The organism is Nocardioides sp. YIM 152315 (genome assembly GCF_029210375.1).
Taxonomy (GTDB): domain Bacteria; phylum Actinomycetota; class Actinomycetes; order Propionibacteriales; family Nocardioidaceae; genus Nocardioides.
Window position 1 is genome coordinate 113,914 of sequence record NZ_JARGER010000018.1, and the last position, 24,736, is coordinate 138,649.

Below are 24,736 nucleotides of genomic sequence, written 5' to 3' on the forward strand. Positions count from 1 at the left end.
CCGGACTCAGCTCTGGTATCGCTCCCGCGGCAGCAGCGCGCAGGTGATGCGGGAGGTGCACACCCGCTTGCCGTCCTCGTCGGTGATGACGACCTCGTACGACGCGGTGGTCCGGCCGAGGTGGATGGCGGTGGCCGTGCCGGTGACCGTGCCCGACGTCGCCGAGCGGTGATGGGTCGCGTTGATCTCGATGCCCACCGACAGCTTGTCCGGGTGTGCGTGGACGGCCGAGCCCACCGACCCGAGGGTCTCGGCGAGCGCCACCGAGGCGCCGCCGTGGAGCAGCCCGTAGGGCTGGGTGTTGCCCTCGACGGGCATCGTGCCGACCACCCGCTCGGCGGAGATCTCGACGAGCCGCACGCCCATCTTCTCGTTCAGCCCGCCCATGCCCTGGGGCATGGCGGCGACGTAGTCCTCGATGCTCAGCTCGCCCTGCTGGCCGTCGTGTTGAGGGGTGCTCATGGCCCCATCCTGCCTGTCCGTGGGCGCCGCTAGAGTCGCAGGGTGCCACGCCTGCTGCTGCTCGACGGTCACTCGCTCGCCTACCGCGCCTTCTTCGCGCTGCCGGTGGAGAACTTCTCCACCACCACCGGCCAGCACACCAACGCCGTCTACGGCTTCACCTCGATGCTGATCAACGTGCTGCGCGACGAGCAGCCCACCCACGTCGGCGTCGCGTTCGACGTCTCCCGCCAGACGTTCCGCCTGGAGGAGTACTCCGAATACAAGGCGAAGCGCAACAAGACGCCGGGGGAGTTCAGCAGCCAGCTGCCGCTGATCGAGGAGGTCCTCTCCGCGCTGCGCATCCCGTTCCTGAAGAAGGACGGCTACGAGGCCGACGACATCATCGCCACGCTGGTCACGCGGGCCCTCGCGGACGAGGAGATGGAGGTCCTGATCCTCACCGGCGACCGCGACTCACTCCAGCTCGTCACCGACCGCTCGACGGTGCTCTACCCGATGCGCGGCGTCTCCGACCTGGCCCGGATGACCCCCGCGGCCGTCGAGGAGAAGTACGCCGTGCCGCCGGCTCGCTACCCCGAGCTCGCCGCGATCGTGGGGGAGACCTCCGACAACCTGCCGGGCGTGCCGGGGGTCGGCCAGGGGTTCGCCGCGAAGTGGATCAACCAGTACGACGGCCTCGACAACGTCATCGCGCACGCCGACGAGATCACCGGCAAGAAGGGCGAGGCGCTGCGCGCGCACCTCGGCGACGTGATCCGCAACCGCCGGCTCAACGCGCTGGTGCGCGACCTCGACCTCGAGGTCGGACCCGCCGACCTCGTCGTACGCCCGTGGGACCGCCACGAGGTGCACACGCTCTTCGACGGCCTGGAGTTCCGGGTGCTGCGCGACCGGCTGTTCGAGACGCTGAGCTCGGAGGAGGAGATCGACGACTCGGGCTTCGAGCTCTCCGGCACGGTGCTCGCCGCGGGCCAGGTGGGCGGGTGGCTGGCCGAGCATGCGGCGACCGGCGACCGGGTCGGGCTGCACGTCGTCGGCCGCTGGGGCTCCGGCACCGGCGAGGTCAGCTCGCTGGCCCTCGCGACGGCCGACGGCACGGCCGGGTGGATCGCGGTCGACGAGCTAGGGACCGACGACCAGGCCGCGCTCGCCGGCTGGCTGGCCGACGCCGAGCGACCCAAGGTGCTCCACGACGCGAAGGGGCCGATGCTGGCGCTGTCGGCGTGGGGGATGCCGCTCGCGGGCGTCGTCCGCGACACCGCGCTGTCGGCGTACCTCGCCCGGCCCGACCAGCGCTCCTACGACCTCGCCGACCTCACGGTGCGCTACCTCAAGCGCGAGCTCAAGCAGGGCGGCGTCGACGACGGACAGCTCAGCCTGGGGCTCGACGACGAGGTGACCGGCGAGATCGAGATGCTGCACGCCCGTGCCGTGCTCGACCTGGCGGCGGCCCTCGACGACGAGCTCGAGGAGCGCGGCGGCACCCGGCTGCTCGCCGACGTCGAGCTGCCGCTGGTGGACCTGCTGGCCGACATGGAGCGCACCGGCATCGCCGTCGACGTCGACCACCTCGAGACGCTCGAGAGCCACTTCGCGGCCGAGGTGCGACAGGCGGCCGACGACGCGTACGCCGTGATCGGCAAGGAGATCAACCTCGGCTCGCCCAAGCAGCTCCAGGTGGTGCTCTTCGACGAGCTCGACATGCCGAAGACCAAGCGCACCAAGACCGGCTACACCACCGACGCCGACGCGCTCCAGGCGCTCTACGTGAAGACCGAGCACCCGTTCCTGCTGCACCTGCTCCGCCACCGGGACGTGTCGCGGCTGCGGCAGACGATCGAGGGGCTGCTCAAGACGGTCGCGGGCGACGGGCGCATCCACACGACGTTCAACCAGATGATCGCCGCCACCGGCCGGCTCTCGAGCACCGACCCCAACCTGCAGAACATCCCGATCCGCACCGAGGAGGGTCGCCGCATCCGCGAGGGCTTCGTGGTCGGTGCCGGCTTCGAGTCGCTGATGACGGCCGACTACAGCCAGATCGAGATGCGGATCATGGCGCACCTCTCCGAGGACGAGCTGCTGATCGAGGCGTTCAAGTCGGGTCGTGACTTCCACTCGATCACGGCCGCGCGGGTCTTCGACGTCCCGGCCGACGACGTGAACGTCGAGATGCGCGCGAAGATCAAGGCGATGAACTACGGCCTGGCCTACGGCCTGTCCGCCTTCGGCCTCGGGCAGCAGCTCGGCATCGACCCGAGCGAGGCGCGCGGGCTGATGGACGAGTACTTCCAGACCTTCGGCGGCATCCGCGACTACCTCGGGGGCGTGGTCGACGAGGCCCGCAAGACCGGCTTCACCGAGACCATCTGGGGGCGGCGCCGCTACCTGCCCGACCTCACCAGCGACAACCGCCAGCGCCGCGAGATGGCCGAGCGGATGGCGCTCAACGCGCCCATCCAGGGCTCCGCGGCCGACCTCATCAAGGTCGCCATGCTCAACGTCGACCGCGCCGTCACCGAGGCCGGCCTGAAGTCCCGGATGCTCCTCCAGGTCCACGACGAGCTCGTCTTCGAGGTCGCCACGGGGGAGCAGGAGGCACTCGAGACCCTGGTGCGCGACCAGATGGGCGGCGCCGCCGGCCTCGCCGTCCCGCTCGACGTGTCGGTCGGCTTCGGCCGGAGCTGGCACGAGGCAGCTCACTGAGCCCGGATCGACCGGCTCAGCGGGTCCCAGGCGTCACCGGCATACCGGCCTCGTCGTCCGGGACCGGTTCCCGGAGCCGCCAGAAGCTGACCGCCGTGAGCACCACCAGCAGGACGGCATCCACCACGAGCACACCGACGAGCAGCGTCCCGACGGTCGTCGCCTGAACCGTGGCGATCAGCAGCAGCGCGACGCCGCCCCAGACCAGGTACGTCGAGCGCGTGCCCCGCCTCGCGAGGACGGAGTAGACGAGCAGCTGGATCATCGCCAGCACCGTGCCGAGGGCGGCGAACAGCCACAGCCTCGACTCGACCTCGGCGTACTCGGTGCCACCGACGAAGATCATCGCGACGTCGGAGAGCAACCACGCCCCGAGCACGCAGGCGACGCCGAGCGCCGCCACCAGGGACAGGCTGCGGACGAGCGCGAGACGCCGCTGTCCGGCAGTCGCCATCGACGGGAACGCCACGACCACGACGAACTGCGGCAGGAACAGCACCGCCTTGGTCAGGATGAGGCCACCGGCGTAGAGGCCGGCGTCGTGAGGGTCCAGCACGTTGCGGGCGACCACCACGTCGAGGTTCGAAAGCAGGTAGAAGCCGAGCAGGGTGAACGAAGCGATGCACGCCTCTCGCGCGATCGGCCGGGCGAGGTGCTCGTCGCTGGTCGCGCCCGGACCCCGATGGGCGCGGAGCGCCCCCCAGCCGATGATCACCGGCACCCACAGGCCGAGCATGACGCCGAGCATCGCGCTGGTCTCCGTGGGGCTGACCAGGATGCACACCGTGCCGATGGCGATCCGCGGGATGCCGACACCGAGGTAGAGCAGTCCCAACGGAAGCCAGCGTCGCTCTCCCTGCAGGATCCCGCCCTGACCGCCTGCGACGGACAACGGCACCGCGGCGACCGCGAGCAGGAGCGCGGGCAGGATGCTGTCGAGCTTGAGGATCTCCTTCACCGCGGGCGACAGCACGATCATCAGCGCGCCAAGGGCGAGCGACGCGCGATGGGTGACCCTCAGGACCTGTCGCTCGATCTGCGCGACGTGCCAGGGCTGCTCGGCGATCCGGCGGGCCGCCGTCGCCTGCAGGCCGAGCTGGAGCACAGCGAGCACCATGAGCAGGGCCATCAGGCTCGCGATCGCGCCGTACTCGCTGGGGCCGAGCACGCGGGCGGCGACCATCTGGAACCCGTACGTCGCGATGTTCATGACCCCCATCGCGACGGCGATGCCGGCGCTACCGCGGAAGATGGAGCCGCCGTCGGATCGCAGGGTCGAACCGGTGGTCACGGGTTGCAGCGTACGGTGCCCCACCGCCGTTGCCGAACCCGCCCGCTCGCGGCCAGATGTGCCGGTCAGAGGTGGAGGCGGACGCCACGCCCTAGACTCCCGGCCGTGACGACGCCCGGCGCCCTGCTCCAGACGATGCGCCCGCGGCAGTGGGTCAAGAACGTGCTGGTCGTCGCCGCGCCTCTCGCGGCTGGTGCCGCGGGCGACCCCGCGGTCCTGACGTCGACGCTGCTGGCATTCGTCTCGTTCTGCTTAGCGGCCTCGGCGATCTACCTCGTCAACGACTGTGCCGACGTCGCGGCGGATCGGTTACATCCGCTGAAACGGAAGCGTCCCGTCGCGTCCGGCGCTCTCCCGGTGCGGCGAGCCCTGCTCCTGGCGGCGTTCCTTGCGGTCTGCGCCCTCGGCGTCGCCGCACTTGCTCGATGGGAGCTCGTGCTGATCGTCGCGAGCTACGTCGCCATGATGGTGCTGTATTCGTATTGGCTGAAGCACGAGCCGGTCGTGGACTTGCTCCTCGTCGCCGGCGGCTTTCTGATGCGCGCCGTCGCCGGTGGCCTGGCATCGGGCCTACCCATCTCGGACTGGTTCCTGCTGGTGGCGGGCTTCGGTTCGCTCTTCGTCGTGGCAGGCAAGCGCTACTCTGAGTTGCACACGCTCGGCAGCGAGGCCGGGACCCGGAAGTCGCTGGTGCGGTACACCGCGTCTTACCTGCGGTTCAGCTGGGGCGTCGCCGCCGCGGTCACGATCACCGGATACTGCCTCTGGGCATTCGAGAACTCGAACATGTCGTCCGTCCTGCCGTGGCACAAGCTCTCCATCGTCCTCTTCGTCGCCGGCATCCTGCGCTACGCGGTGGACGTCGATGCCGGAACGGCGGCGGAGCCTGAGGACATCGTCTGGCGCGACCGGGTCCTGCAGGGCATCGGCGTTGGGTGGGTCGCCCTGGTTGCACTCGGGGTGGCCGGTGTCTGAGCGAAGCGGTCTGCTCACCGGGTGGGGTGGCACCTCGGGCAGTCGAGGCCAGCTACGACAGGTGAGCGCCGACGAGGTTGCGGCAGTCCTAAGTCGTGCCGGCGAACGCGGGGTGATCGCGCGTGGCCTCGGTCGCTCGTACGGCGACCCCGCCCAGAACGCCGGGGGCGAGGTGCTCGCCCCGCTGCCGGGAGCGATCGCCGAGCCCGCCGAGGACGGCACCGTCGAGGTCTCGGCCGGCACCAGCCTGCACGAGCTGATGCGCTTCCTGCTGCCCCGCAGCCGGTTCCTGCCCGTCACGCCCGGAACCCGCTACGTCACGGTCGGAGGCGCGCTCGCGTGCGACGTGCACGGCAAGGGCCACCACCGCTCGGGCAGCTTCGGCGACCATGTCGCGTCGTTCGATCTCGTCCTGCCCGACGCGTCGCTGCGGACCGTGACCCCCGACGACGGCGACCTCTTCTGGGCGACCGTCGGCGGGATGGGCCTGACCGGGATCCTCACGTCGGCTCGGCTGCGCACCGTGGCGGTCGAGAGCGGCTACATCAGCGCAACGACCCAGCGACTCCCCGACATCGACTCCCTGCTGGCGGAGATGGCCTCGTCCGACGACGAGTTCGCCTACTCGGTCGCGTGGATCGACACCGAGGCCGGCGGCCGGGCGCTGGGCCGCTCCGTGCTGTCCCGCGGCGACCACGCGACCCGCGCCCAACTGACCGGCCGGGCCGCGACCGAGCCGCTGATCGTCCCCGGGGAGCCGCGGTTGGCGGTGCCCTTCGTCCCGCCGGTCGGGTTGGTCACGCGGGCGACGTCGCGCGCGTTCAACGAGCTGTGGTTCCGCAAGGCACCCCGCTTCCGGAGCGGCGAGATCCAGTCGATCGGTGCCTTCTTCCACCCGCTCGACGGGGTCGCGCACTGGAACCGCCTCTACGGGCCGCACGGGGTCGTGCAGTACCAGCTCGTCTTGCCAGAGGACCGCGACGACGTGCTGCGCTCGCTGCTGGCGCAACTCGCGGGTGACCGGCACCCGACGTTCCTCGCCGTGCTCAAGCGATTCGGCCCGGGCAACCAGGGCTGGCTCTCGTTCCCGACCGCCGGCTGGACGCTCGCCGTGGACCTGCCGGTCCGGCCCGGCCTCGCTCGCCTCCTGGACCGCTTCGACGAGGTGGTGGCCGCGGCGGGCGGACGCGTCTACCTGGCCAAGGACGCGCGTCTGCGTCCCGAGTTGCTCGACGCCATGTATCCCGCGGCGGCGCGGTTTCGCGCACTCCGGAGCGACCTCGACCCGCACCGCCGGCTGCAGTCCGACCTCGGTCGTCGGCTCGCCCTCTGAACCGGAGATAGTAGTCACCATGATCGACGCGCTCGGCCAACCTCGCACCGTGCTCCTTCTCGGCGGGAGCAGCGACATCGCCCGCGCCCTTGCCCGCGCCTGGGCGCGCGAGCGCGCCGGCCTGTACGTCGTGCTCGCCGCCCGCCCGGGACCGGGCCGCGCCGCCGCGGCCGCCGAGCTCGCCGCCCTGGGCTGCGAGGTGGAGGAGGTCGACTTCGAGGCGACCGAGATCGCGGCGCACCCGGCCCTGGTCGAGGAGGTTGCGGCGGGCCGGGACATCGACGTGGCCGTCGTCGCGTTCGGTGTGCTCGGCGACGAGGAGCGTGCCTGGCAGGACCACGCCGTGGCCGTCCGGCTCGCCGAGGTCAACTACGTGGCGCCCGTGAGCGTCGGAGTCTGCCTGGCGCAGCGGCTCGGCCGCCAGGGGCACGGCGTGGTAGTGACGCTGTCCTCGGTGGCGGGGGAACGGGTGCGCCGCTCGAACTTCGCCTACGGCGCGTCGAAGGCCGGGATGGACGGGTTCTACCTCGGCCTCGGCGAGGCTCTGCGCGGCTCGGGTGCCCGGGTCCTCGTGGTCCGCCCCGGATTCGTGCACACGAAGATGACGGAGGGCCGGAAGCCCGCGCCGCTGGCCGTCTCGGCGGACGAGGTCGCCGACGCCGTGGTCCGGGCGGTCGCCGAGGGCGACGACCTGATCTGGGTCCCGCGCGCGATGCGCGGCGTCATGTCCGGGCTGCGGCACGTGCCGCGAGCGCTGTTCCGCAGGCTTCCGCTCTAACCCCGGACCTCAGTACGGGTCTGCGGCGCCGTGGTGGCCCAGCCACCCTGCTGCACGGCGCAGCCGCAGCCGCAGCAGCACCTTCACGACGAGGTTTCGCAGCCACCACGGCACCTCGCGCAGCGGCCGCAGGCGGTCGGCCGGCGTCGGTGGCGCGACCTCGATCCGCGCGAGCGACCCGGTGCGCCCGACGTACCGGAGCCGCCGCGACAGGGGGAGCACGCTCAACAGACCGAGCGTGACGCCCAGCGACGAGAAGGCGTCGTGCACGAGCACCCAGCCGTGCGGCCGAACGTGCGCGGCCCACCGGACGTCGTCGCGCAGGCTCCAGACGTCGTGCTTGCCGTCGACGTAGACCGCAGCGACGGTGGAGGACCAGCGCGACCTGACCTCGCGGCTGGTCGCGACGCGGACGTCGACGCGGTCCGTCACCCCCGCCGTCTCGAGGTTCGCGCGGAACGTCGCCTCCGTGCCGGGCCCCCCGTAGCGCCAGTCCGCCGGGAACGGGTCCACGGCTACCAGCCGGCCGCCCTCCGGGAGCGCCCGGGCCAGCACGACCGCCGAGCGTCCGTGGTGGCTGCCGATCTCGACGATCGTCCCATCCGGCCCGACCTCACGCGCCACCGCGTCGAGGACGCGCGCCTGGTCGCGGGTGAGCCAGCCCGGGAGCCGGTCCGCGAGGGCGAACGTCGCGTCGAAGTCGGTCACGTCGAGGAGGATAGGGGGCTTACGCTCCTCGCTGTCCGGTGGTGAGCGACGACGGAGGTGTGGTGCGAGGCGAGGGGCGCTGGCGTGGGTTGCTGCTCGACGGCTGGCCCCTGCTGCTGGCCGTCCTGCTGACGCTGCCGCTGCTGACCCGGACCGGCCACCCGCTGGCGCGCGACCTCGTCTTCGTGCCGCACCAGCCCTGGACCGACGCGACCCTGGGCCTTGGAGGATCGGCTCCCCGGGCCGTGCCCCTCGACGCGGCCGTATCGCTCCTGACGGCTCACCTGCTCGACGGCGGCATGGTCGCGCGGGTGTCGATTCCGCTGATCCTGGCGGTCGCGGGATGGGGTGCCCACCGCCTGGTGTGCGACCTCGGCCTGGTGGCCCGGCTGGCGTCCGGCGGCCTCGCCGTCTGGAATCCCTACGTCGTGGAGCGGCTCGCCCTCGGGCAGTGGGCGCTGCTGACGGCGTACGCCGCGCTCCCGTGGCTCGTCGTCGCCGCGCACCGCTACCGCGAGTCGGGCGCGATCCGCGACCTCGGCGCCACGACCGGCTGGCTCGCGCTGGCGTCGCTGACCCCGACGGGTGGGGTGATGGGCGGGGTCGCGGCCGCCATCGCCGGTTTCGGCCGCGCCTCCAGCGGCGTGCGTCTGCTCCTCGTCGTGCTGGCGCTCCAGCTGCCGTGGCTGGTCCTGTCCTTCCTCGGATCTGCGTCGCTGACCTCCGACCCCGACGGTGTGCCGGCGTTCGCCGCAGACGCAGAAGGCCCGGGGGGACCGTTGACGGCGCTCTTCGGCCTGGGTGGCGTCTGGGACTCGCGGAGCGTGCCCGGCTCGCGCGAGGGCTGGTGGACGGTGGCCGGCGCCGTCGTCGCCGTCCTCGCGCTCGTCGCCGGTTGGCGCGGCCTGCGCCGGGTCTGGGGTCGACCGCTCTTCACCCGCGTCGTCGTCCTCGGCGGCCTGGGGCTGGCGCTCGCCGCGCTGCCTGTGCTACCCGGCGGCGAGGCCCTGCTGACCTCCATCGTCGAGCGCGTGCCCGGCGGCGGCCTGGCACGCGACAGCCAGAAGTTCCTCGCGCCGTACGTCGTACTGGTCGTGGCGGCGCTGGCCGCGACGGTCGACCGGGTGGCCCAGCGGGCCGCAACGGTCGGTCCCGAGCTGGTCGCCGCGGTGGCGCTGGTGGCCGTGCCGTTGCCGCTCCTGCTGGTGCCAGACGGCACCAGCCTGGTCTGGAAAACCGTCGATCCGGTGCACTACCCGTCGGGCTTCGACGCGGTCGCAGAGGTCATCGATGGCAACGACCGCACCGTCGTCACGCTGCCATGGCGCTCCTACCGCGCCTTCTCGTGGGGTCACGGCCTGGTGTCCTCGGACCCGGCCGTCCGGTGGTTCGACACCGACGTGCTCGTCTCCGATGAACTCGCCGTCGGCTCGCGCACCATCAGTGGTGAGAGCCCACGAGCGGCCGCGCTCGGGGCGGACCTCGTCCGGCTGCCGGTCGCTGCGGCGCTCCGCGCCCATGGGGTGCGGTGGGCGCTGGTCTACCGCGACGACCCCGACGCGGGGAGCCTCGACCTCGACGGCCTGCGCGTCGTCTACGAGGACGACGACATGATGCTGCTGGAGACCCCCGGCGCGACCGCCGGACCTCCGTCCGTGAGTGCCGCTCGACGGGGCGCGGCCCTGGCGTCGTACGGCGTCGCCGGGGTGGTCGCTCTGGCCGGGATCCTGGCCGCCAACTGGCGCCGTCGGAATGCCCCCCGCGACCGGGCCACGTTGCTATAGTGGCCGCGGCTCAGAGGGAGCCCGCCGAAAGGACTCGCCGTGCTGTTGTTCGTCAAGTTGCTCGCCCCGGTTCTCGCGGGTGGGCTCGCCGGTGCCGTCACGATGTACGGCGTGGTCTCGTCGCAGACCTCGACCCCCGACAACAACCCGGCGAACCAGCAGATCCTCACCTACGGCGACTGATCCAGCTCCGCCGAGGCAGTGCTCGGCGCGACTTCTCGAGGACGTCCTCGACGACGTCGGCGGCGTGTGGCCACGTGAACTCGGCCGATCGGCGACGCGCCGCCTCCCCCAGCCGTTCGCGACGTTCCCCATCGGCGACGAGCGCTCTCGCGGCCTCGACCATCTGCTCGCGGTCCGCCACCAGCACCCCGGTCTGCCCGTCCACGACGGACTCACGCACCCCGCCGGCGCTGGTGTAGGCGATCGTCGGCGTACCCTGCACCGCTGCCTCCATCACGGCCAGGCCCCAGCCCTCCTTGACCGACGGCAGGAGCATCAGCCAGGCGCCGGCGAGCAGCCGGTCCCGGACGTCGGCGGACACGTGACCGTGCATCGTCACCCGATCCGCGACGCGCCGCTCCTGCAGGTCTTCCTCGAGGCGGTCTCGCCACCATCCGTCCCCGATCACGTCCAGGTGCAGGTCTGGAATCTCGCCAGCCAGGCGCTCCACGACCTCGAAGGCGTCCTCGACCTGCTTGTGGGGCACCAACCTGCCGAGGACGACGATTCGTGGGGCCGTGGAGCGCGGCACGCCCGAGGGGGCACCGTCTACCCCGTTGCGCACGATGGTGATTCGCTCCGCGGGGACGCCGATGCGCACCAGGTCCTCCCGCGATGCCTCGGACACGGTCAGATGCGGCACGCGGCGGTAGAGACGTGGTGTCAGCCGATGCTCGATGGCCCAGCCGATCCGGCCGCGCACGCCCGGGTAGATGATCTCCCACTGCCGGTCGTGAGTGTGGTGGACAAGTGCCACGACGCCATGCCGACGAGCGAGAGGTGATCCGAACGGCAGTCCGTTGATGACGTCGACGACGACGTCGTAGCGGCGCCCGTAGGCGGCCAGCCAGGCGAGCGCTCGCGGGTAGACGGTCAGCCGGCCGCCGCGACGTACGATCCGGACTCCGGCGACGTCATCCGCTGCGGTGCTGCCCGGGTGGCGCGCGCACCGGATGGTGACGTCGTGTCCACGCCGGGCCAGGTCGCGTGCGATCTCCTCGACGAAGACCTCCGACCCACCTCCGTCGGGATGGGTGGAGTCGCGCCAGGTCAGGAACACCAGCCGCATCAGCCGCCGGACCGGTCCCGAGTCGCGGCCATCAGATCACGGCACAACACCGGCGTCAGGCCTCGCAGGGTGCGTGTCGTGACCCCCGTCGCCGTGCGCGGCGCGCTGCGATCTGCCGGAACCAGCTCCGGCAGCCGGACGAAGCCCTCCTCGACCTCGCGCGACGGCAGGTACCCGACGAAGCCGCCGGGGGTCGCGCCCACCTCGGCGTAGCCCAACTCGGGATCGTTGCGCACGCCGACTCGGACGGTCCGCGGCTCGAGCAGCTCGAACCACTGCCCGGTGAAGGTCCGCTCGCTGGTCCGGATGATCACCCGGGCCTGGTCGTCGCCGATTTGGAGCTCGACAGCCCGCTTCATGTCCAGGTCGAGCTCCACGAGTGGGACCACGCCCGGCTGGGCGTCCTCGTCGACGACGACCTCGACGACGACCGCACGTTCCTGCACGGTCTGCCATGGCTCGTAGGTGTCCCCGGTGTTGAGGTAGAGAGCGTCGCAATCGCCGCGGATCCACAGGTCGTCGGTGCTGCCGCCCGAGGGCAGTTCCTCGGAGAGGGTCGTACGGGCGGCGGTGGACGCTGGGTCCAGCCGGTGTTGCAGCTCGACGAAGCGCGCCAGCTGTGGCCCGCCGCCGGTGAGCGCCGCGTTCCAATACCCGACCAGCATGTTGGCGGCGATCGAGTACGCCGTGAGCACGGCGGCGACGCCGACGAAGACGGTGGGAGTCCACGAGCGACGACGCCCGAGCCACTGCACCGCGACGACGGTCGTCACCGTGGCGCCGAGGACGAGGGCTGGCACGAACTCGCTGGTGTAGCGATGCGCGAAGTACCCGTAGCCCATGACACCGCCGGTCGCGAGGACGCCAGCGGCCAGCGGGATCCGCAGGAGCCGCCGTGCCCGGTCGACCCCGGGACGGAAGAGCACGACGGTGCTGATCACGGTGAGCAGGAGCGCCCAGGGCATGAAACCGGTGACGCTGCCGGTGCGGTAGCTCTGGTCGATCACGGCCCCGCCGTACGCCGTCGGGGCGGCCGCGGGCTGGGTGATCCACGGGAAGTAGTCGACGAAGCGCACGCCGTCGGGTCGGAAGTAGGCCATGAACGACGACGTGAAGAACTGGGGGCCGGTCAGGGTCCCGTTGTTGGCGTCCAGCACCTCACGGCGGTGCTCGTTGACGCTCGTCCAGACCTGATCGTCCAGCGGGAAGAGAAAGGGGTGCCGAAACTTCAGCACGTTGATCGCGATGGCTATGGCCAGCGGCACCGCTCCAGCGGCGATGGTGCCCATCGCAGCCCATCGCCGACCCGGCTGCAGCCGCCCGGTCAGCAGCCAGATGCCGGCGCCGATGGTGGCGAGCGCCATCGCCCAGCCATCGGTCGTCCGGGTGAGGAGTGTGCCGAGCACGAACGCCGCCAGCCAACAGATCGACCTCCGCGCCGGGTCGAGGAGGACCCGCACCATCCAGTACATCGAGCCGATCGCGAACGGGATCGTCCACGCATACACCTCGTGGAAGGCCCACGGCAGCGACGCGACGTAGGTGAGGCTCGTCCCGCCGGTCGCGAGAGCGAGCAGCACGCTCATCGAGACCGCTTCGACCCGGCCGAGTGGTCCCGGGGCGAGCAGATCACGGACGAGCCAGACCAGCTTCGCCGACATGACCAGCATCAGGACGAACCCGAGCAGCATGGAGAGAAGCGTCAGTCTGCCGTCGTAGTCGTCGGTCGTGGACAGCACCGGCATGCGCAGGATCGCGGGCCAGGGAGGGAAGTACAGGTAGTCGTGTCCACGCTGCACGAATGCCTCGATGCCCACGTAGCCCGTGGGCACCCACAGGTGACCGTCGAGCAGCGCTCGACCCTGGATGTCAAAGAAGTTCGAGGCGTAGCCGAGCGGGTTCGCGGTGCGCGTGAGCCTGGTCCCGTAGTCGAACAGGGTCAGCAGATACGCAGCAGCCCCCACGGCTAGGCCGGCGGCGGTCGCGATCACCCGCCGACGGGAGCCCTCTTCAGGGGTCAAGCCCGCTCCAGGCGGTAGAGGAACTGGTAGCCGAACATGGTCGGCCAGACGCGGGTGGCGAGCCGGTCGATCGCCGCGACCCTGCGGACCACGCGAACCAGCAGGTTGTCCTGACCGGTGCGGTCGAGCACGTCGACCGGGGATCCGACGACGCGGCGCTCGACGATGCGCATCCCGGAGCGTCGTACGAGGCGCTCGAAGCTGGCTCGGGTGAAGAAGCGCACGTGCCCGTTGTCGAGCAAGCCACGTTGGTCGTAGTCGAAGCGCCCGATCGCCACCCGGGTGCGGGGGTACCAGTGGGCGAAGTTGGGCACCGACACGATGACCTCACCGTCCTCCACCAGGCGGTCGGCTAGGTCGGCGAGGAGCGACTGTGGGTCGATGACGTGCTCGAGCACGTCGCCGGCGACGATCGTGCGGTAGTCGCGGCCGACCTCGGCGGGGAGCCCCTGGTTCAGGTCTGCCTCCACGAAGCGGTCCATCCGCTCTGACACGCCCATGTGCTTAACGAGGTCGACACCGGTGACCCGGTGTCCGAGCCGGCCGATCAGGGCGGCGAACTGGCCGTCGGAGCAGCCGACGTCGAGGACGCCGGTGGGCGGCACCTGGCCGAGCCAGTCGAGCATGACGCCGTGCGACGAGTGCTCCGACGGCTTCAGCTCATAGGCACGCTCGTCGCGACCCGCTTCGATCGGCGTCCCGAACCCGAGGCCGCGGAGACGATACTTCAGGACGTCGAGCGTGACGTCCTTTGCGTACTTCATTCCGTTCACGTAGCAGATCTCGTCGCCGTAGTAGGTGGGGATCGGCACCTCGGCGATCCGCTTTCCCTGGGCGTGCAGCCCGAGGATGATCTCGGTGTCGAAGTCGAAGCCGTCGGAGTACGACGCGAGATCGAGGTCGACGAGCGCGTCGACCCGGTAGGCACGGTAGCCGCTGTGCCACTCGGTCAGGTCGAGGCCCACCAGCCTGTTCTGGACGCCGGTGAGGATCCTGTTGCCGACGTACTTGTAGAGCGGCATGCCTCCCGCGCGGGCGCCGCCCGGCACCATCATCCGCGATCCGAACACGGCGTCCGCATCTCCCGCCGCGAGCGGGGCCACCAGATCCTCGATGTGCTCGGGGGCATACTGGCCGTCGCCGTGCAGGAGCACCACGACGTCCAGTTCCTGCTCGATCGCCCAGCCGTAGCCGTGCTTCTGATTGCCGCCATAGCCGAGGTTCTGCTCGTGCCGCACGATCGTGAGTGGGAGAGTGGAGCCGCTCTGGAACCGAAGGCCCACCTCGTAGGTCTCGTCGGAGCTGGCGTCGTCGCAGACCAGGACGTGATCGACCTTGCGTGCAAATCTGGCGGGCATGCGGGCGAGGGTTTGCACGAGCGTGCCGGCGGCGTTGTAGGCGACCACGAGGACCCCGACGCGGGGGCTGCCGGGCACCGGGTCCTGCCGGACCTCGATCGCCTGTCGGCGGTGTTCGTCCAGGTGGTGCGTGGACATCCCTCTCCCTCGGCCCTCCGCCAGCCGACGGTGCGACTGTCCCTTGAAACGAAGGTCGCGGGGATCTTAACCGGTCAGTAGCAAACGTCGTGGTTCTTCGTGGCATCATTCCGCGCATGTCCGACTCGCCGCTCGTCGACTACGAGGCCCTCGAGGCCGATCTCGACGCCGCATCCGCCGCCTATCGCGCCGCAGACCCATTCCCGCACACGGTGGTCGACAACGTCCTCACCCCGGTGGTGTTCGACAAGGCGGTCGCGGAATTCCCCGGCATCGAGGACGAGTTCTGGAAGGGCTACCTGCACGTCAACGAGACCAAGTACTCCAACACCGAGCCGGACACCTGGGGTCCGACGCTCCACGACGTCGCCCAGGAGTTCTGCTCGCAGCGCTTCGTCTCCTATCTCGAGAAGCTCACCGGCATCGAGAACCTGATGCCTGACTGGACCATGGACGGCGGCGGTCTGCACCAGACCCTGCGCGGCGGCCACCTGAACATCCACGCCGACTTCACCACGCACCACCGTCATGAGAACTGGGCGCGGCGGGTGAACATCCTGCTCTATCTCAACCACGAGTGGCTCGACGAGTGGGGCGGCGAGCTCGAGCTCTGGGACCGGGACATGCGCGAGTGCCGTGCGACCGTCACTCCGGCGGGCAACCGCATGCTGGTCTTCAGCACTGCCTACGACACCTTTCACGGTCACCCGGACGGACTGAACTGCCCTTCGGACGTGGCCCGCCGCTCGATGGCGCTCTACTACTTCACCCAGGAGGAGCACGCCGTCCGTCGGGCCACGAACTACCAGGCCCGTCCTGACGAGAGCCGCGCACGAAAGGCGGCGATCGCGGCCGACCGTACGGCGCTCGATCTCTATGACCGTGCCAAGCGTCGACTCGGCATCTCCGATGAGCGTGCGCAGCGGCTCATGGCCAGGATCGACCGGTTCCGGCGGCGCCACCGCTGAGTGACGCCGCTCAGGCAGGCAGATCCCGCTCAGCCTGGTTGCGGACCTGGTGGTCCTCCCGGTCGGCTGGGGTTCCCGCGGACGTGCCGCCCCCCGGCTCGTGCCACCAGCGGCGGGCTCGCCCGACGACGTACCGCGGGATGCCGCCGTCGAGCTCGCCCCAGCGCGGCGACTGCAGCAGGCGCTGAACACGGGTCTCGACCAGCCGCTCGCTCAGCTCGGCAATCACGAACGTCGCCATCAGCGCAACGACGGTGCGCATCTCCCAGCTCCAGTCCACGGTGTGCCGGCTGACGAACCAGAAGATCGGGTAGTGCCAGAGGTAGAGGCTGAGCGAGCGCCGCCCGAGGACGGTCAACGCCGGATTGCCGAGAATGCGATCGAGCAGGCGCGGCGCGGTGGCGACGACGGCGGTCACGACGAACACCAGAAGCGTCGCGTCGAGCAGCGCCCCTGGCCAGCCCACGAAGCCGTCGCCGTCGTCGGCCAGGATCAGCACGGGCACGAGCGCGACGCTGCTCAGCACGAGCAGCGGCCGAGTGAATCGTCGCCAACCGCCCACATAGGTCAGTGCCACCGCGGCGAGGGCGCCCGTGAGCGGCGCATCCATGCGCGTAGTGGTCTGCAGCAGAGCCTGGTAGGCGCCCTCGGAGTCATAGACGTGGACGCGCCACGCGATCGAGGCGAGGAGCAGGGCGCCGAGCGTCGCGGCGAGCCATGCGCGGTGCCGTGCCATCAGGTATGCCAGCACGAGCACCAGCAGGAAGATCTGGAAGTCCACCGAGAGGTACCACAGGTGCCCTAGGTCGGGTCGGGCCGACAACGGGCTGGAGACGAGGTACCAGTTCCAGGTGTACGTCGCGATGCGCAGCGCGGACGTGCCGGTCTCGTTCTCGGGATACGACGAGGCGTCGTCGGTCGCTGTCACGATGAGCACGACGAGGAGCAGCACGAGGAGCTGGCCGCTGAGCCGCACATACCGGCGAACGGCGATCACACCGATGTGCAGCTCCGCCCCGCTGTCTTGATGACGGAGGATGGATCGGGTCGCGAGGAAGCCGCCCACGATGAAGAAGATCGACACGGCGAAGTTGCCGCTGGTGAAGAAAGGCTTGAGCCACTCGTTGGACAGCAGGTCGTCGGTCGGCCACAGCGCCCAGCCGTGGGAGAGGATGACCAGCACGATCGCGACGCCCCGGATGCCGTCGAACAGGCGGTGTCGGGACTCCGGCGTCGCCGCGGTTCTCTGCATGCGCAAACCATAGATCTCGAGCGCTGCTAGTGTGCCGTGACCTCGAACGGGAAGGCCCTTCTTGCGCAGAATCGTCGGCATCGTGCTCGCATTCGTCGGCGCGTTCGTCATTGCCGTGGCGGTGCTCGGGCAGACCTTCTTGCCGGACCGCCTGTTGGAGACCCCGCTCGACGCTGCCCACCACCGGACGATGGAGGGCGATGCCGAGGTGGCGGGGAGGACCGTGCCGGTGCGCGTGAGTCGGGTGGCGACGGTCGACGACGCCCGGTCCGACGGCGACGTGGCCACGTGGCGCCGTCTTACCTGCGCCGTCGTGGTCGAACCGGTCGGAACTCCCGACTGCCTGTCGTCTAAGGACTCCGACGGTCGGCTTCTCGAGGCCACCCTCGACGACATCGCGACGGATCGCCGCACCGGTGCGGCCATCGACGATCCGGAGTACGTGCCGCCCGACGCACAGCCCCGCTCGGGTCAGGTCGAGCGCTGGCCGTCCGATGCCCGCCGTGCCGACTACTCCTATTGGTATGAGCCGGCAGGCGCCGCTATCGAGACGGCGTACGACGGCACGGAGGAGATCGGCGGAGTCTCCTGCTACCGATATGTGGCCGAGCTTGCCGGCCAGTCGTCGGCCACCGACACGGGCGAGTTCGCGGGCTACCTGTCGGGCACCGTCACGCTGTGGGTCGAGCCGTCCACAGGGACGATCGTGCGTCAGGCCGAGGACGTTCGCCGTAGTGCGGGATCGCCGGCCCGGATCACCGTCGAGAGCACGGCTGCCACCGTCCAGGCGATGGCGGACAACGCGCGCGACCTGCGCGACCGCGTGGAGATGCTCACTGGCACGCTCCCGCTGGTCGGGTACCCCGTGGGTGTGGTCCTGCTCCTGCTTGCGGGCGTCATGGTGAAGCCGCGCCGCCCGCGGTTGCCCGGTCAGCGCCGCCGGGCCGCGGAGTCATTGCCGACATATCGTGTATGAACCGGTCTGATCGAAGGTGATGCGCATCATCGCGTTCCGAGCGGAACTTGCGACGTGGACGGGTGACCCTGGCTCAACCGTCCACTCGCGGGGGACGCTCTCGGCCTCGGCGCGCACTAGTTGGGTGCGGACCTTCGTCGATGGGGAGTAGACGATGATCTCGTTCCCGTTCGGGCCGGTGTCGAGCTCGAGCGCTGGCGTACCACCGGCCGGCGCCGAGTAACGGTGGCATCCGGGCTCGGCGTGGATCGTGCCCTCGAACCCGAGCGCCAGGCGGACCGTGGACGGTGCGCCGAGCCATGCGGTCTGCGGGCCGACCGAGACCATCGACAAGCTCTCGGCGTCGATCCGCCCCTGCTCGGTGGCCTTTCCGACGACGGCCGCACGGCCCTCCGGGGTCAACAAGAGGCTCGCTCGTAGGTACGGGTTCAGGCCAGGGTCGAGTTGGTCGGTCAGCACTGCCTCGTCCGCGTCCGCCGCCGCGACGAGTCCGGCGATCCGGTCCTTCCACGGCGTGCGGAACGGGGTCTGGTCCTCGTCGTAGATCCTCATCAACGTCGCGGCGTTCAGCGTGTAGAAGATCAGCGTGATGGTGACGATGATGGCCGGGATCCACCACGCGACGACGAGCGCCCTGGCCAACAGGGTGAGGCACAGGGCCAGGGACGGGACGAGCATGATGATGGTCAAGTAGGCGTATCGGCCCGATGTCGCCCAGTCCAGGCCGGCGCTGACCCGCGTGGTGGCGGCCAGCATCTGGAAGAGCGCACCGACGACACCCGCGGCGGCCAGGATGCGCATCGTTTCCGGGGCGCCGCGCGCCACGAGAGGCAGCACGATCAGCAGGACCAGCAGCACGCCGCCCGTCTCGGGCACGCCCGACATCGTGCCGAGGGCGTGGGAGAGCCCGGTCCAGAAGAACTCCGGGATCTTGAGGTAGTCGCCGCGGCTACTGATCGTGACTGGCATGTCGGTGCGCCCGATCAGCAACCACCATATGCCGAAGGCCAGTGCCGGCACGCTCACGAGCGCCAGGCCGGCGCGGAACGAGTGGCGCAGAGCGACGTACGTCGCGACGAGAGCCACCATCGAGACGCCGGCGCCGGAGAAGGACAATGAGACGATCAGCAGGAGCCAGGCGGCCAGCCGTGCCCTGGGTACGTCGCCTAGGACGACGTACACGAGCAGGGCGACGAGTCCGAGGAGGGTGGAGGCGAGCAGGTTCATCACCGTCGCCCACAACAGGGCCTCGGCGCCCGCTCCCATGAACGCGACCAGCCACGCCACGACCAGGCCGACAGCCGTGCCCGCACCGGCCCGTCTGACGAGGTGGTAGGACACGACGACGTTGCCGGCGTGTAGCGCCCAACAGACGGCCACGTACGGCAGGTAGTTCATCCCCGCAAGGGAGAAGAGGAAGCGGTAGACGAGGACGACGCCCGTGGACCAGTGGCCGTAGTGCGGGAGCCACATGCCGTCGTCGGCGCCCGAGACGGTGCCGCGGTGCAGCAGGAAGTCCCAGTCGTCGCCGCCGAAGTAGAGGTCGCGAGCGAAGTAGTAGGACATCGCCGTCGACCCGGCGATCGCCGCGCCGATGACCAGGGCCGGGACGAAGTGGCGCAGCGATCGCAGCCGAGAGAGCCGCAGTGTCGAGACCCGGTGGGAGACCTTCCGGGCCACCACCCGGACATCCGCGCTGCGCGCCACGCTCGTCGACACCCGGCCGGCTCCTTGCTGCTGTCTCCCGCTCACGAACGGCCAAGTCTCGCACAGCGACGCGACCCGGCAGCGCAGGTCAAGCACGCCTTCGCCCAGGGTGTCGCGCCGCCGCTTTCGCCGACGCGGCACCCAGAAAACTGTTGGGTAACAACATGTTCTAATATGGTGTGGCCTGCGTCACTCGGCTGCTACTGTGCGCCGACCGTTCGCGTACCGGGAGGGGCACTTCGTGCGTAGGATCTTGGCAGTCATCCTCATGTTCCTGGGGATGTTCCTCGTGGTCATCGGGGTCCTGGCGCAGGTCTACGCGCCCGACCGTCTCGAGAGGACGCCCCTCGATGTCCACAATGTCACGCACCTTGCCGGAACGGCGGAGCTCAGCGGTGAGAGTGTGCCGATCAGGGTCACGAGCACGACAGTCACGGACTCGGAGGCTTCCGATGACGATGTCGTCGTGTGGAAGAACTCGAGCTGTGTGGTGAAGGACCAGAACGACGTCCCCGACTGTGTCTCGAGCGACGATCCAGACGGCCGCTTGATCTCGGCCTCCGAGGACGAGTTCGCGACCCACCGAGTCACGGGGCTCGCGGTCACGGGCAGTGCCTATGTGCCAGATTCGATGCACGAGGGGCTCATCAACAAGTGGCCGTTCAACGCCGAGAAGAAGACGTACCCGTACTGGGACGACACGACGGGCTCTGCACAGGACGCAGTCTTCGATCGGACCGAGGACCTTGACGGCGTGGAGGTCTACGTCTACAAGATGACGATTGACGCCACGCCCGCCCCGATCACCGACGACGTCGACGGCATCTACAGCGCCAACACCGAGTTCTGGGTCGAGCCGCGCACTGGTGACATCCTCAATCAGATCGAGGACCAGACTCGGACGACGACCGATGGTGACCCGGTCCTGAGCATCCAGGCCGAGTTCACCGACGAGCAGAAGCAGGACAGTGTCGAGAGCGCTAAGGACAATCTGGCGTCTCTCGACTTGCTCGAGAAGTGGGTTCCGATCGTCGGGTACGTTGCCGGCGGCATCTGTCTGATCGCCGGCATCCTCTTGGCGGCGGCCGGGCGTCGCCAAGAGCAGACCCCGGGTGCGCGCAAGAGCAGGGCGGAGCAGGTCTCGGTCTGACGGGGCGTACGCGTCGAGACGGGTGGTCGATCAGGCGCCCAGGCGGGCACCGAACAGCGCCGTGCCCGGGGTGAACCGCCCCCGCACGCCGGACCAGCCGCCCCAGACGCGGTCGTGGCCTTCCGGCCACTCGGGCTCGAGGAGGTCCGTGATGACGAAGCCGGCGCCGGCGAGCAGGGAGACCCAGTCGCCAAGCGTGCGGTGATGCTCGACGTAGGACACGATCCCGGTCGCGTCGTCGACCTCGACGTACGGCGTGCGGTCCCAGTAGGACTGGCTCGCGGTGAGGCCGGGCTCGTCGGGGTCGTCGGGGAACATCCACCGTGTCGGGTGGGTGATCGAGAAGGCGAAGCGCCCTCCGGGGCGGAGCACCCGCGCGGTCTCGGTCACGGCGACGTCGATGTCACTCACGAACTGCAGCGCTCCGAACGACGAGAACACCACGTCGAACGAGTCGTCGCGGAAGGGGAGTGCCGTCGCGGTCGCCAGCACCGATGGCACGGGCATCGCGGTATCGAGATCGATGCGTCGCGAGTGCTGGAGCTGGCGGAAGGACAGGTCGAGGCCGTACGCGCGACCACCCTGCGAACGGATCCAGCGCGAGCACTGGCCGGCGCCCGACCCGACCTCGAGGACGTGGCGGCCGGCGAGATCGCCGAGGACCCCGGCCTCTGCCTCGGTCAGCCCCTCGGGGCCCCACACGAAGCCGACGTCGCCGAGGAACTCACCGTGGGTGGCCTGGTACTCGTCGGCGTACCGGTCCCAGTCGGGCCCGTTCGCCCGCCGCGACTCCTCCTCCGAGACCGGCCGGCGCTCGACCCGCACGGGGGGCTGGTTCTCCACGCCTCGGAGCGTAGTCCCGGGTGGGTCGCGGCCTCGCGGGCGGGCGCGGGTTGGACGCGCGCGCGGCGCGCCGCGTAGGCTTTAGGTTGCGCCGGAGGTCTGCCCGGGTCCCAGACGGAGCGGACGCTGTGCTCGCTATCTCTCCACCATCCGTGAGGGAGTGGTGAAACCGACCTTTCGACGTGCCCGCACGACATCATCCATCCAAGGACAACACTTCCTTATGACGAGCAGCATCTCGACCCTCCCCGACATCACCGACGCGCCGCAGGTTGCGGTCAACGACATCGGGTCGGAGGAGGACTTCCTCGCCGCGATCGACGCGACCATCAAGTACTTCAACGACGGTGACATCGTGGATGGCACCATCGTCAAGGTCGACCGGGACGAGGTCCTGCTCGACATCGGCTACAAGACCGAGGGCGTCATCCCCTCGCGTGAGCTGTCGATCAAGCACGACGTCGACCCCAACGAGGTCGTCGAGGTCGGCGACAAGGTCGAGGCCCTGGTCCTCCAGAAGGAGGACAAGGAAGGCCGCCTGATCCTGTCCAAGAAGCGCGCCCAGTACGAGCGCGCCTGGGGCACCATCGAGCAGGTCAAGGAGGAGGACGGCGTCGTCGAGGGCACCGTCATCGAGGTCGTCAAGGGCGGCCTGATCCTCGACATCGGCCTGCGCGGCTTCCTGCCCGCCTCCCTCGTCGAGATGCGCCGGGTCCGCGACCTGCAGCCGTACGTCGGCCAGACGCTCGAGGCGAAGATCATCGAGCTCGACAAGAACCGCAACAACGTCGTGCTCTCGCGTCGTGCGTGGCTCGAGCAGACCCAGTCCGAGGTCCGCCACGGCTTCCTGACCCAGCTCCAGAAGGGCCAGATCCGCAAGGGCGTCGTCTCCTCGATCGTCAACTTCGGTGCGTTCGTGGACCTCGGCGGCGTCGACGGCCTCGTCCACGTCTCCGAGCTGTCCTGGAAGCACATCGACCACCCGTCCGAGGTCGTCGCCGTCGGCGACGAGGTCACCGTCGAGGTCCTCGACGTGGACATGGACCGCGAGCGGGTCTCCCTGTCGCTGAAGGCGACGCAGGAGGACCCGTGGCAGCACTTCGCCCGCACCCACCAGATCGGTCAGATCGTGCCGGGCAAGGTCACCAAGCTGGTGCCCTTCGGCTCGTTCGTCCGCGTCGAGGAGGGCATCGAGGGCCTGGTGCACATCTCCGAGCTCGCCGAGCGCCACGTCGAGATCCCCGAGCAGGTCGTGCAGGTCAACGACGGCGTCATGGTCAAGATCATCGACATCGACCTCGAGCGTCGCCGGATCTCGCTGTCGCTCAAGCAGGCCAACGAGACCGCGGCGGCCGCGGACGTCGAGGAGTTCGACCCGACGCTCTACGGCATGACCGCGACGTACGACGAGCAGGGCAACTACGTCTACCCGGAGGGCTTCGACCCGGAGACCGGCGAGTGGCTCGAGGGCTACGACGAGCAGCGCGCGACCTGGGAGGACCAGTACGCCAAGGCGCACGCCCGCTGGGAGGCCCACGTCAAGCAGCAGGCCGAGGCCAAGCAGGCCGAGGTCGAGGCCGGCGAGGCCACGTCGTACTCCTCCTCCGCCGAAGCGGAGGAGACCGACGCCGGCGGCTCGCTCGCCTCCGACGAGGCGCTGCAGGCGCTCCGCGAGAAGCTGACCGGCGGCAACTGATCTCCGCAGCCTGAAATAGCGCTGACCCGCCCGAAAGTTTCGGGCGGGTCAGCGCTATTTCAGGGTCAGCGTGCGAGGGGGGCCAGGAAGCGGCTGTCCTCGAAGTGCGAGACCGGCGGGCGCTGCGGCCCCCGGCCGTCCCTGACGATGAGGCGCACGGTCGCCACGCTCATCGCCAGTGCGATCAGGAGGAGGATCATCAGGAAGGTCATGGCAGTAATCATGCGCCGATCGTGATCCTGCCACGAGTGGCAGAAAAGCCATCATGCGTTGATTTCCTGCCACGCTTGCGGCAGGCTGTCCGGGTGCGCAAGGTGGCCGTGATCGTGCAGGAAGGAGCGGAGCCCTTCGGGCTCGGCTCGCTGGTCGAGGTGTGGGGCGAGCCCTACCACCCCGAGGACGACAACCCCGTCTTCGATTTCCAGATCTGCACGCCGCGCCCGGGCCGGCTGCGGGGTCGCTCCGACTACGACCTGTACGTCGAGCGCGGGCTCGAGGCGACCGAGGACGCCGACCTGGTCTGCCTGAGCCCGAAGTACGACTTCACGAACCACGACCCGGTCGTCCTCGACGCGCTGCGGGCGGCCGACGCGCGCGGCGCGACGATCTACGCGCACTGCTCCGGGGTCTTCGAGCTCGGCGGCGCCGGGCTGCTCGACGGGCGCGAGTGCACCACCCACTGGCGCTACACCGACCGGCTTGCCGCGGCGTACCCGGAGGCGAAGGTGTGCCCCGACGTCCTCTACTGCCACGACGGCAACATCCTCACCGGCGCCGGAGCGGCGGCGGGGATCGACGCCTCCCTGCACCTGATGCGCGACCACTTCGGGGCGAAGACGGCGGCGATGACCGCGCGGCGGATCGTGGTGCCGCCGCACCGCGACGGCGGCCAGGCGCAGTTCATCGCGAACGCCGTCCCCGACTGCGACGCCGAGACGCTCGGCCCGCTGCTCCAGTGGATCGTCGAGCACCTCGGGGAGGACCTCGGCGTCGACACCCTCGCGCGCCACAACCACATGTCGCCACGCACGTTCGCGCGCCGGTTCCGCGCCGAGACCGGCACCACCCCCCACGCCTGGGTGACCCGCCAGCGGGTGCAGGCGGCCGAGGAGCTGCTCGAGCGCACCGACCACTCCATCGACTGGATCGCCGACGAGGTCGGCTTCGGCAACGCCGCCACGCTGCGCCACCACTTCGCGCGCGTGCGCGGGCTCAGCCCCCAGCAGTACCGGCGCCGGTTCGCCGGCTGAGCCCCGGGCGGCCGGATCCGTCTGCCGGGAACTCGCCCGGCTCCGC

At 70.1% G+C, this 24,736-nt stretch carries 21 protein-coding genes; 11 read left to right on the plus strand and 10 right to left on the minus strand.

Annotated features, from left to right (window positions below):
* Window positions 1–6 precede the first annotated feature (6 nt).
* The gene (locus tag PZ894_RS06100) at window positions 7–462 is read right to left on the minus strand and encodes a hotdog fold thioesterase (RefSeq protein WP_275743484.1); all 456 of its coding nucleotides are present in this window, start codon (window positions 460–462) and stop codon (window positions 7–9) included.
* A 42-nt stretch (window positions 463–504) separates the two neighbouring features.
* Here PZ894_RS06100 and polA point away from each other — a divergent pair, with 42 nt between their 5' ends.
* Window positions 505–3,171 carry a DNA polymerase I gene (gene polA, locus PZ894_RS06105; RefSeq protein ID WP_275743486.1) on the plus strand — a complete coding sequence of 889 codons (2,667 nt, stop codon included), beginning with the start codon at window positions 505–507 and terminating at the stop codon, window positions 3,169–3,171.
* A gap of 16 nt (window positions 3,172–3,187) precedes the next feature.
* Here polA and PZ894_RS06110 read toward each other — a convergent pair whose 3' ends face one another.
* Window positions 3,188–4,462, minus strand: a complete 1,275-nt coding sequence (locus tag PZ894_RS06110) for an oligosaccharide flippase family protein (RefSeq protein WP_275743488.1) — start codon at window positions 4,460–4,462, stop codon at window positions 3,188–3,190.
* A gap of 105 nt (window positions 4,463–4,567) precedes the next feature.
* On the opposite strand from PZ894_RS06110, the gene PZ894_RS06115 reads away from it, so the two are divergent.
* The 3 genes from PZ894_RS06115 to PZ894_RS06125 are packed head-to-tail and all read left to right on the plus strand — an operon-like array spanning window position 4,568 to window position 7,548.
* Window positions 4,568–5,437 carry a decaprenyl-phosphate phosphoribosyltransferase gene (locus PZ894_RS06115; protein ID WP_275743490.1) on the plus strand — a complete coding sequence of 290 codons (870 nt, stop codon included), beginning with the start codon at window positions 4,568–4,570 and terminating at the stop codon, window positions 5,435–5,437.
* Window positions 5,430–6,770 carry an FAD-binding oxidoreductase gene (locus PZ894_RS06120; RefSeq protein ID WP_275743491.1) on the plus strand — a complete coding sequence of 447 codons (1,341 nt, stop codon included), beginning with the start codon at window positions 5,430–5,432 and terminating at the stop codon, window positions 6,768–6,770. Before PZ894_RS06115 ends, PZ894_RS06120 begins: the two co-directional genes overlap by 8 nt.
* A 19-nt stretch (window positions 6,771–6,789) precedes the next feature.
* Entirely contained in the window at window positions 6,790–7,548 is a 759-nt protein-coding gene (locus PZ894_RS06125) for a decaprenylphospho-beta-D-erythro-pentofuranosid-2-ulose 2-reductase (RefSeq protein ID WP_275743493.1), read from the plus strand.
* Between the two features lie 9 nt (window positions 7,549–7,557).
* Here the strand turns inward: PZ894_RS06125 and PZ894_RS06130 are convergent, their stop codons facing one another.
* Entirely contained in the window at window positions 7,558–8,256 is a 699-nt protein-coding gene (locus PZ894_RS06130) for a class I SAM-dependent methyltransferase (protein WP_275743495.1), read from the minus strand.
* A gap of 62 nt (window positions 8,257–8,318) precedes the next feature.
* Here PZ894_RS06130 and PZ894_RS06135 point away from each other — a divergent pair, with 62 nt between their 5' ends.
* On the plus strand, window positions 8,319–10,040 hold the full coding sequence (locus PZ894_RS06135; RefSeq protein ID WP_275743497.1) for a hypothetical protein: 1,722 nt from the start codon (window positions 8,319–8,321) through the stop codon (window positions 10,038–10,040).
* A 39-nt stretch (window positions 10,041–10,079) separates the two neighbouring features.
* Window positions 10,080–10,223 carry a hypothetical protein gene (locus PZ894_RS06140; RefSeq protein WP_275743499.1) on the plus strand — a complete coding sequence of 48 codons (144 nt, stop codon included), beginning with the start codon at window positions 10,080–10,082 and terminating at the stop codon, window positions 10,221–10,223.
* Here PZ894_RS06140 and PZ894_RS06145 read toward each other — a convergent pair.
* From PZ894_RS06145 to PZ894_RS06155, 3 genes are read right to left on the minus strand one after another with little or no spacing between them, the layout of a single operon-like run.
* A complete protein-coding gene (locus PZ894_RS06145; RefSeq protein ID WP_275743501.1) occupies window positions 10,207–11,331 on the minus strand; it encodes a glycosyltransferase family 4 protein in 1,125 nt (374 codons plus the stop codon). The genes PZ894_RS06140 and PZ894_RS06145 overlap by 17 nt on opposite strands.
* Window positions 11,331–13,352, minus strand: a complete 2,022-nt coding sequence (locus tag PZ894_RS06150) for a hypothetical protein (protein WP_275743503.1) — start codon at window positions 13,350–13,352, stop codon at window positions 11,331–11,333. Before PZ894_RS06150 ends, PZ894_RS06145 begins: the two co-directional genes overlap by 1 nt.
* Window positions 13,349–14,848 carry a bifunctional glycosyltransferase/class I SAM-dependent methyltransferase gene (locus PZ894_RS06155; protein WP_275743505.1) on the minus strand — a complete coding sequence of 500 codons (1,500 nt, stop codon included), beginning with the start codon at window positions 14,846–14,848 and terminating at the stop codon, window positions 13,349–13,351. The genes PZ894_RS06150 and PZ894_RS06155 overlap by 4 nt, the downstream gene beginning before the upstream one ends.
* A 116-nt stretch (window positions 14,849–14,964) precedes the next feature.
* Here PZ894_RS06155 and PZ894_RS06160 point away from each other — a divergent pair, with 116 nt between their 5' ends.
* Window positions 14,965–15,816: a 2OG-Fe(II) oxygenase gene (locus PZ894_RS06160; protein ID WP_275743507.1), complete on the plus strand. Its 852-nt coding sequence runs from the start codon at window positions 14,965–14,967 to the stop codon at window positions 15,814–15,816.
* Window positions 15,817–15,826: 10 nt separating this feature from the next.
* On the opposite strand, the gene PZ894_RS06165 is transcribed toward PZ894_RS06160, so the two are convergent.
* Window positions 15,827–17,179, minus strand: coding sequence for an acyltransferase (locus PZ894_RS06165; protein ID WP_275743509.1), 1,353 nt, complete (start codon window positions 17,177–17,179; stop codon window positions 15,827–15,829).
* On the opposite strand from PZ894_RS06165, the gene PZ894_RS06170 reads away from it, so the two are divergent.
* Window positions 17,151–18,044 carry a porin PorA family protein gene (locus PZ894_RS06170; RefSeq protein WP_275743511.1) on the plus strand — a complete coding sequence of 298 codons (894 nt, stop codon included), beginning with the start codon at window positions 17,151–17,153 and terminating at the stop codon, window positions 18,042–18,044. The two genes, PZ894_RS06165 and PZ894_RS06170, sit on opposite strands and share 29 nt — an antisense overlap.
* On the opposite strand, the gene PZ894_RS06175 is transcribed toward PZ894_RS06170, so the two are convergent.
* A complete protein-coding gene (locus tag PZ894_RS06175) occupies window positions 18,021–19,763 on the minus strand; it encodes a hypothetical protein (protein ID WP_275743513.1) in 1,743 nt (580 codons plus the stop codon). The two genes, PZ894_RS06170 and PZ894_RS06175, sit on opposite strands and share 24 nt — an antisense overlap.
* A 193-nt stretch (window positions 19,764–19,956) precedes the next feature.
* Between PZ894_RS06175 and PZ894_RS06180 the strand changes: the two genes are divergently transcribed.
* On the plus strand, window positions 19,957–20,901 hold the full coding sequence (locus tag PZ894_RS06180) for a DUF3068 domain-containing protein (protein WP_275743515.1): 945 nt from the start codon (window positions 19,957–19,959) through the stop codon (window positions 20,899–20,901).
* Window positions 20,902–20,931: 30 nt separating this feature from the next.
* Here the strand turns inward: PZ894_RS06180 and PZ894_RS06185 are convergent, their stop codons facing one another.
* Complete coding sequence (locus PZ894_RS06185; RefSeq protein ID WP_275743517.1) at window positions 20,932–21,744, minus strand: class I SAM-dependent methyltransferase; 813 nt, start codon at window positions 21,742–21,744, stop codon at window positions 20,932–20,934.
* Window positions 21,745–21,967: 223 nt separating this feature from the next.
* Here PZ894_RS06185 and rpsA point away from each other — a divergent pair, with 223 nt between their 5' ends.
* Window positions 21,968–23,440 carry a 30S ribosomal protein S1 gene (rpsA, locus tag PZ894_RS06190; protein ID WP_275743519.1) on the plus strand — a complete coding sequence of 491 codons (1,473 nt, stop codon included), beginning with the start codon at window positions 21,968–21,970 and terminating at the stop codon, window positions 23,438–23,440.
* 65 nt (window positions 23,441–23,505) lie between these two features.
* Here rpsA and PZ894_RS06195 read toward each other — a convergent pair whose 3' ends face one another.
* Window positions 23,506–23,664: a hypothetical protein gene (locus tag PZ894_RS06195; protein WP_275743521.1), complete on the minus strand. Its 159-nt coding sequence runs from the start codon at window positions 23,662–23,664 to the stop codon at window positions 23,506–23,508.
* Between the two features lie 81 nt (window positions 23,665–23,745).
* Here PZ894_RS06195 and PZ894_RS06200 point away from each other — a divergent pair, with 81 nt between their 5' ends.
* Window positions 23,746–24,690 carry a helix-turn-helix domain-containing protein gene (locus PZ894_RS06200; RefSeq protein WP_275743523.1) on the plus strand — a complete coding sequence of 315 codons (945 nt, stop codon included), beginning with the start codon at window positions 23,746–23,748 and terminating at the stop codon, window positions 24,688–24,690.
* Window positions 24,691–24,736: the final 46 nt, after the last annotated feature.

What these genes read in the sequence shown, in the direction of transcription:
- PZ894_RS06155 (WP_275743505.1), bottom strand. Translation starts at nt 14,848, where the DNA reads ATGTCCACGCACCACCTGGACGAACACCGCCGACAGGCGATCGAGGTC.
- PZ894_RS06100 (WP_275743484.1), bottom strand. Translation starts at nt 462, where the DNA reads ATGAGCACCCCTCAACACGACGGCCAGCAGGGCGAGCTGAGCATCGAG.
- PZ894_RS06165 (WP_275743509.1), bottom strand. Translation starts at nt 17,179, where the DNA reads ATGACGAACGCGCCGACGAATGCGAGCACGATGCCGACGATTCTGCGC.
- PZ894_RS06145 (WP_275743501.1), bottom strand. Translation starts at nt 11,331, where the DNA reads ATGCGGCTGGTGTTCCTGACCTGGCGCGACTCCACCCATCCCGACGGA.
- PZ894_RS06125 (WP_275743493.1), top strand. Translation starts at nt 6,790, where the DNA reads ATGATCGACGCGCTCGGCCAACCTCGCACCGTGCTCCTTCTCGGCGGG.
- rpsA (WP_275743519.1), top strand. Translation starts at nt 21,968, where the DNA reads ATGACGAGCAGCATCTCGACCCTCCCCGACATCACCGACGCGCCGCAG.
- PZ894_RS06195 (WP_275743521.1), bottom strand. Translation starts at nt 23,664, where the DNA reads ATGATTACTGCCATGACCTTCCTGATGATCCTCCTCCTGATCGCACTG.
- PZ894_RS06160 (WP_275743507.1), top strand. Translation starts at nt 14,965, where the DNA reads ATGTCCGACTCGCCGCTCGTCGACTACGAGGCCCTCGAGGCCGATCTC.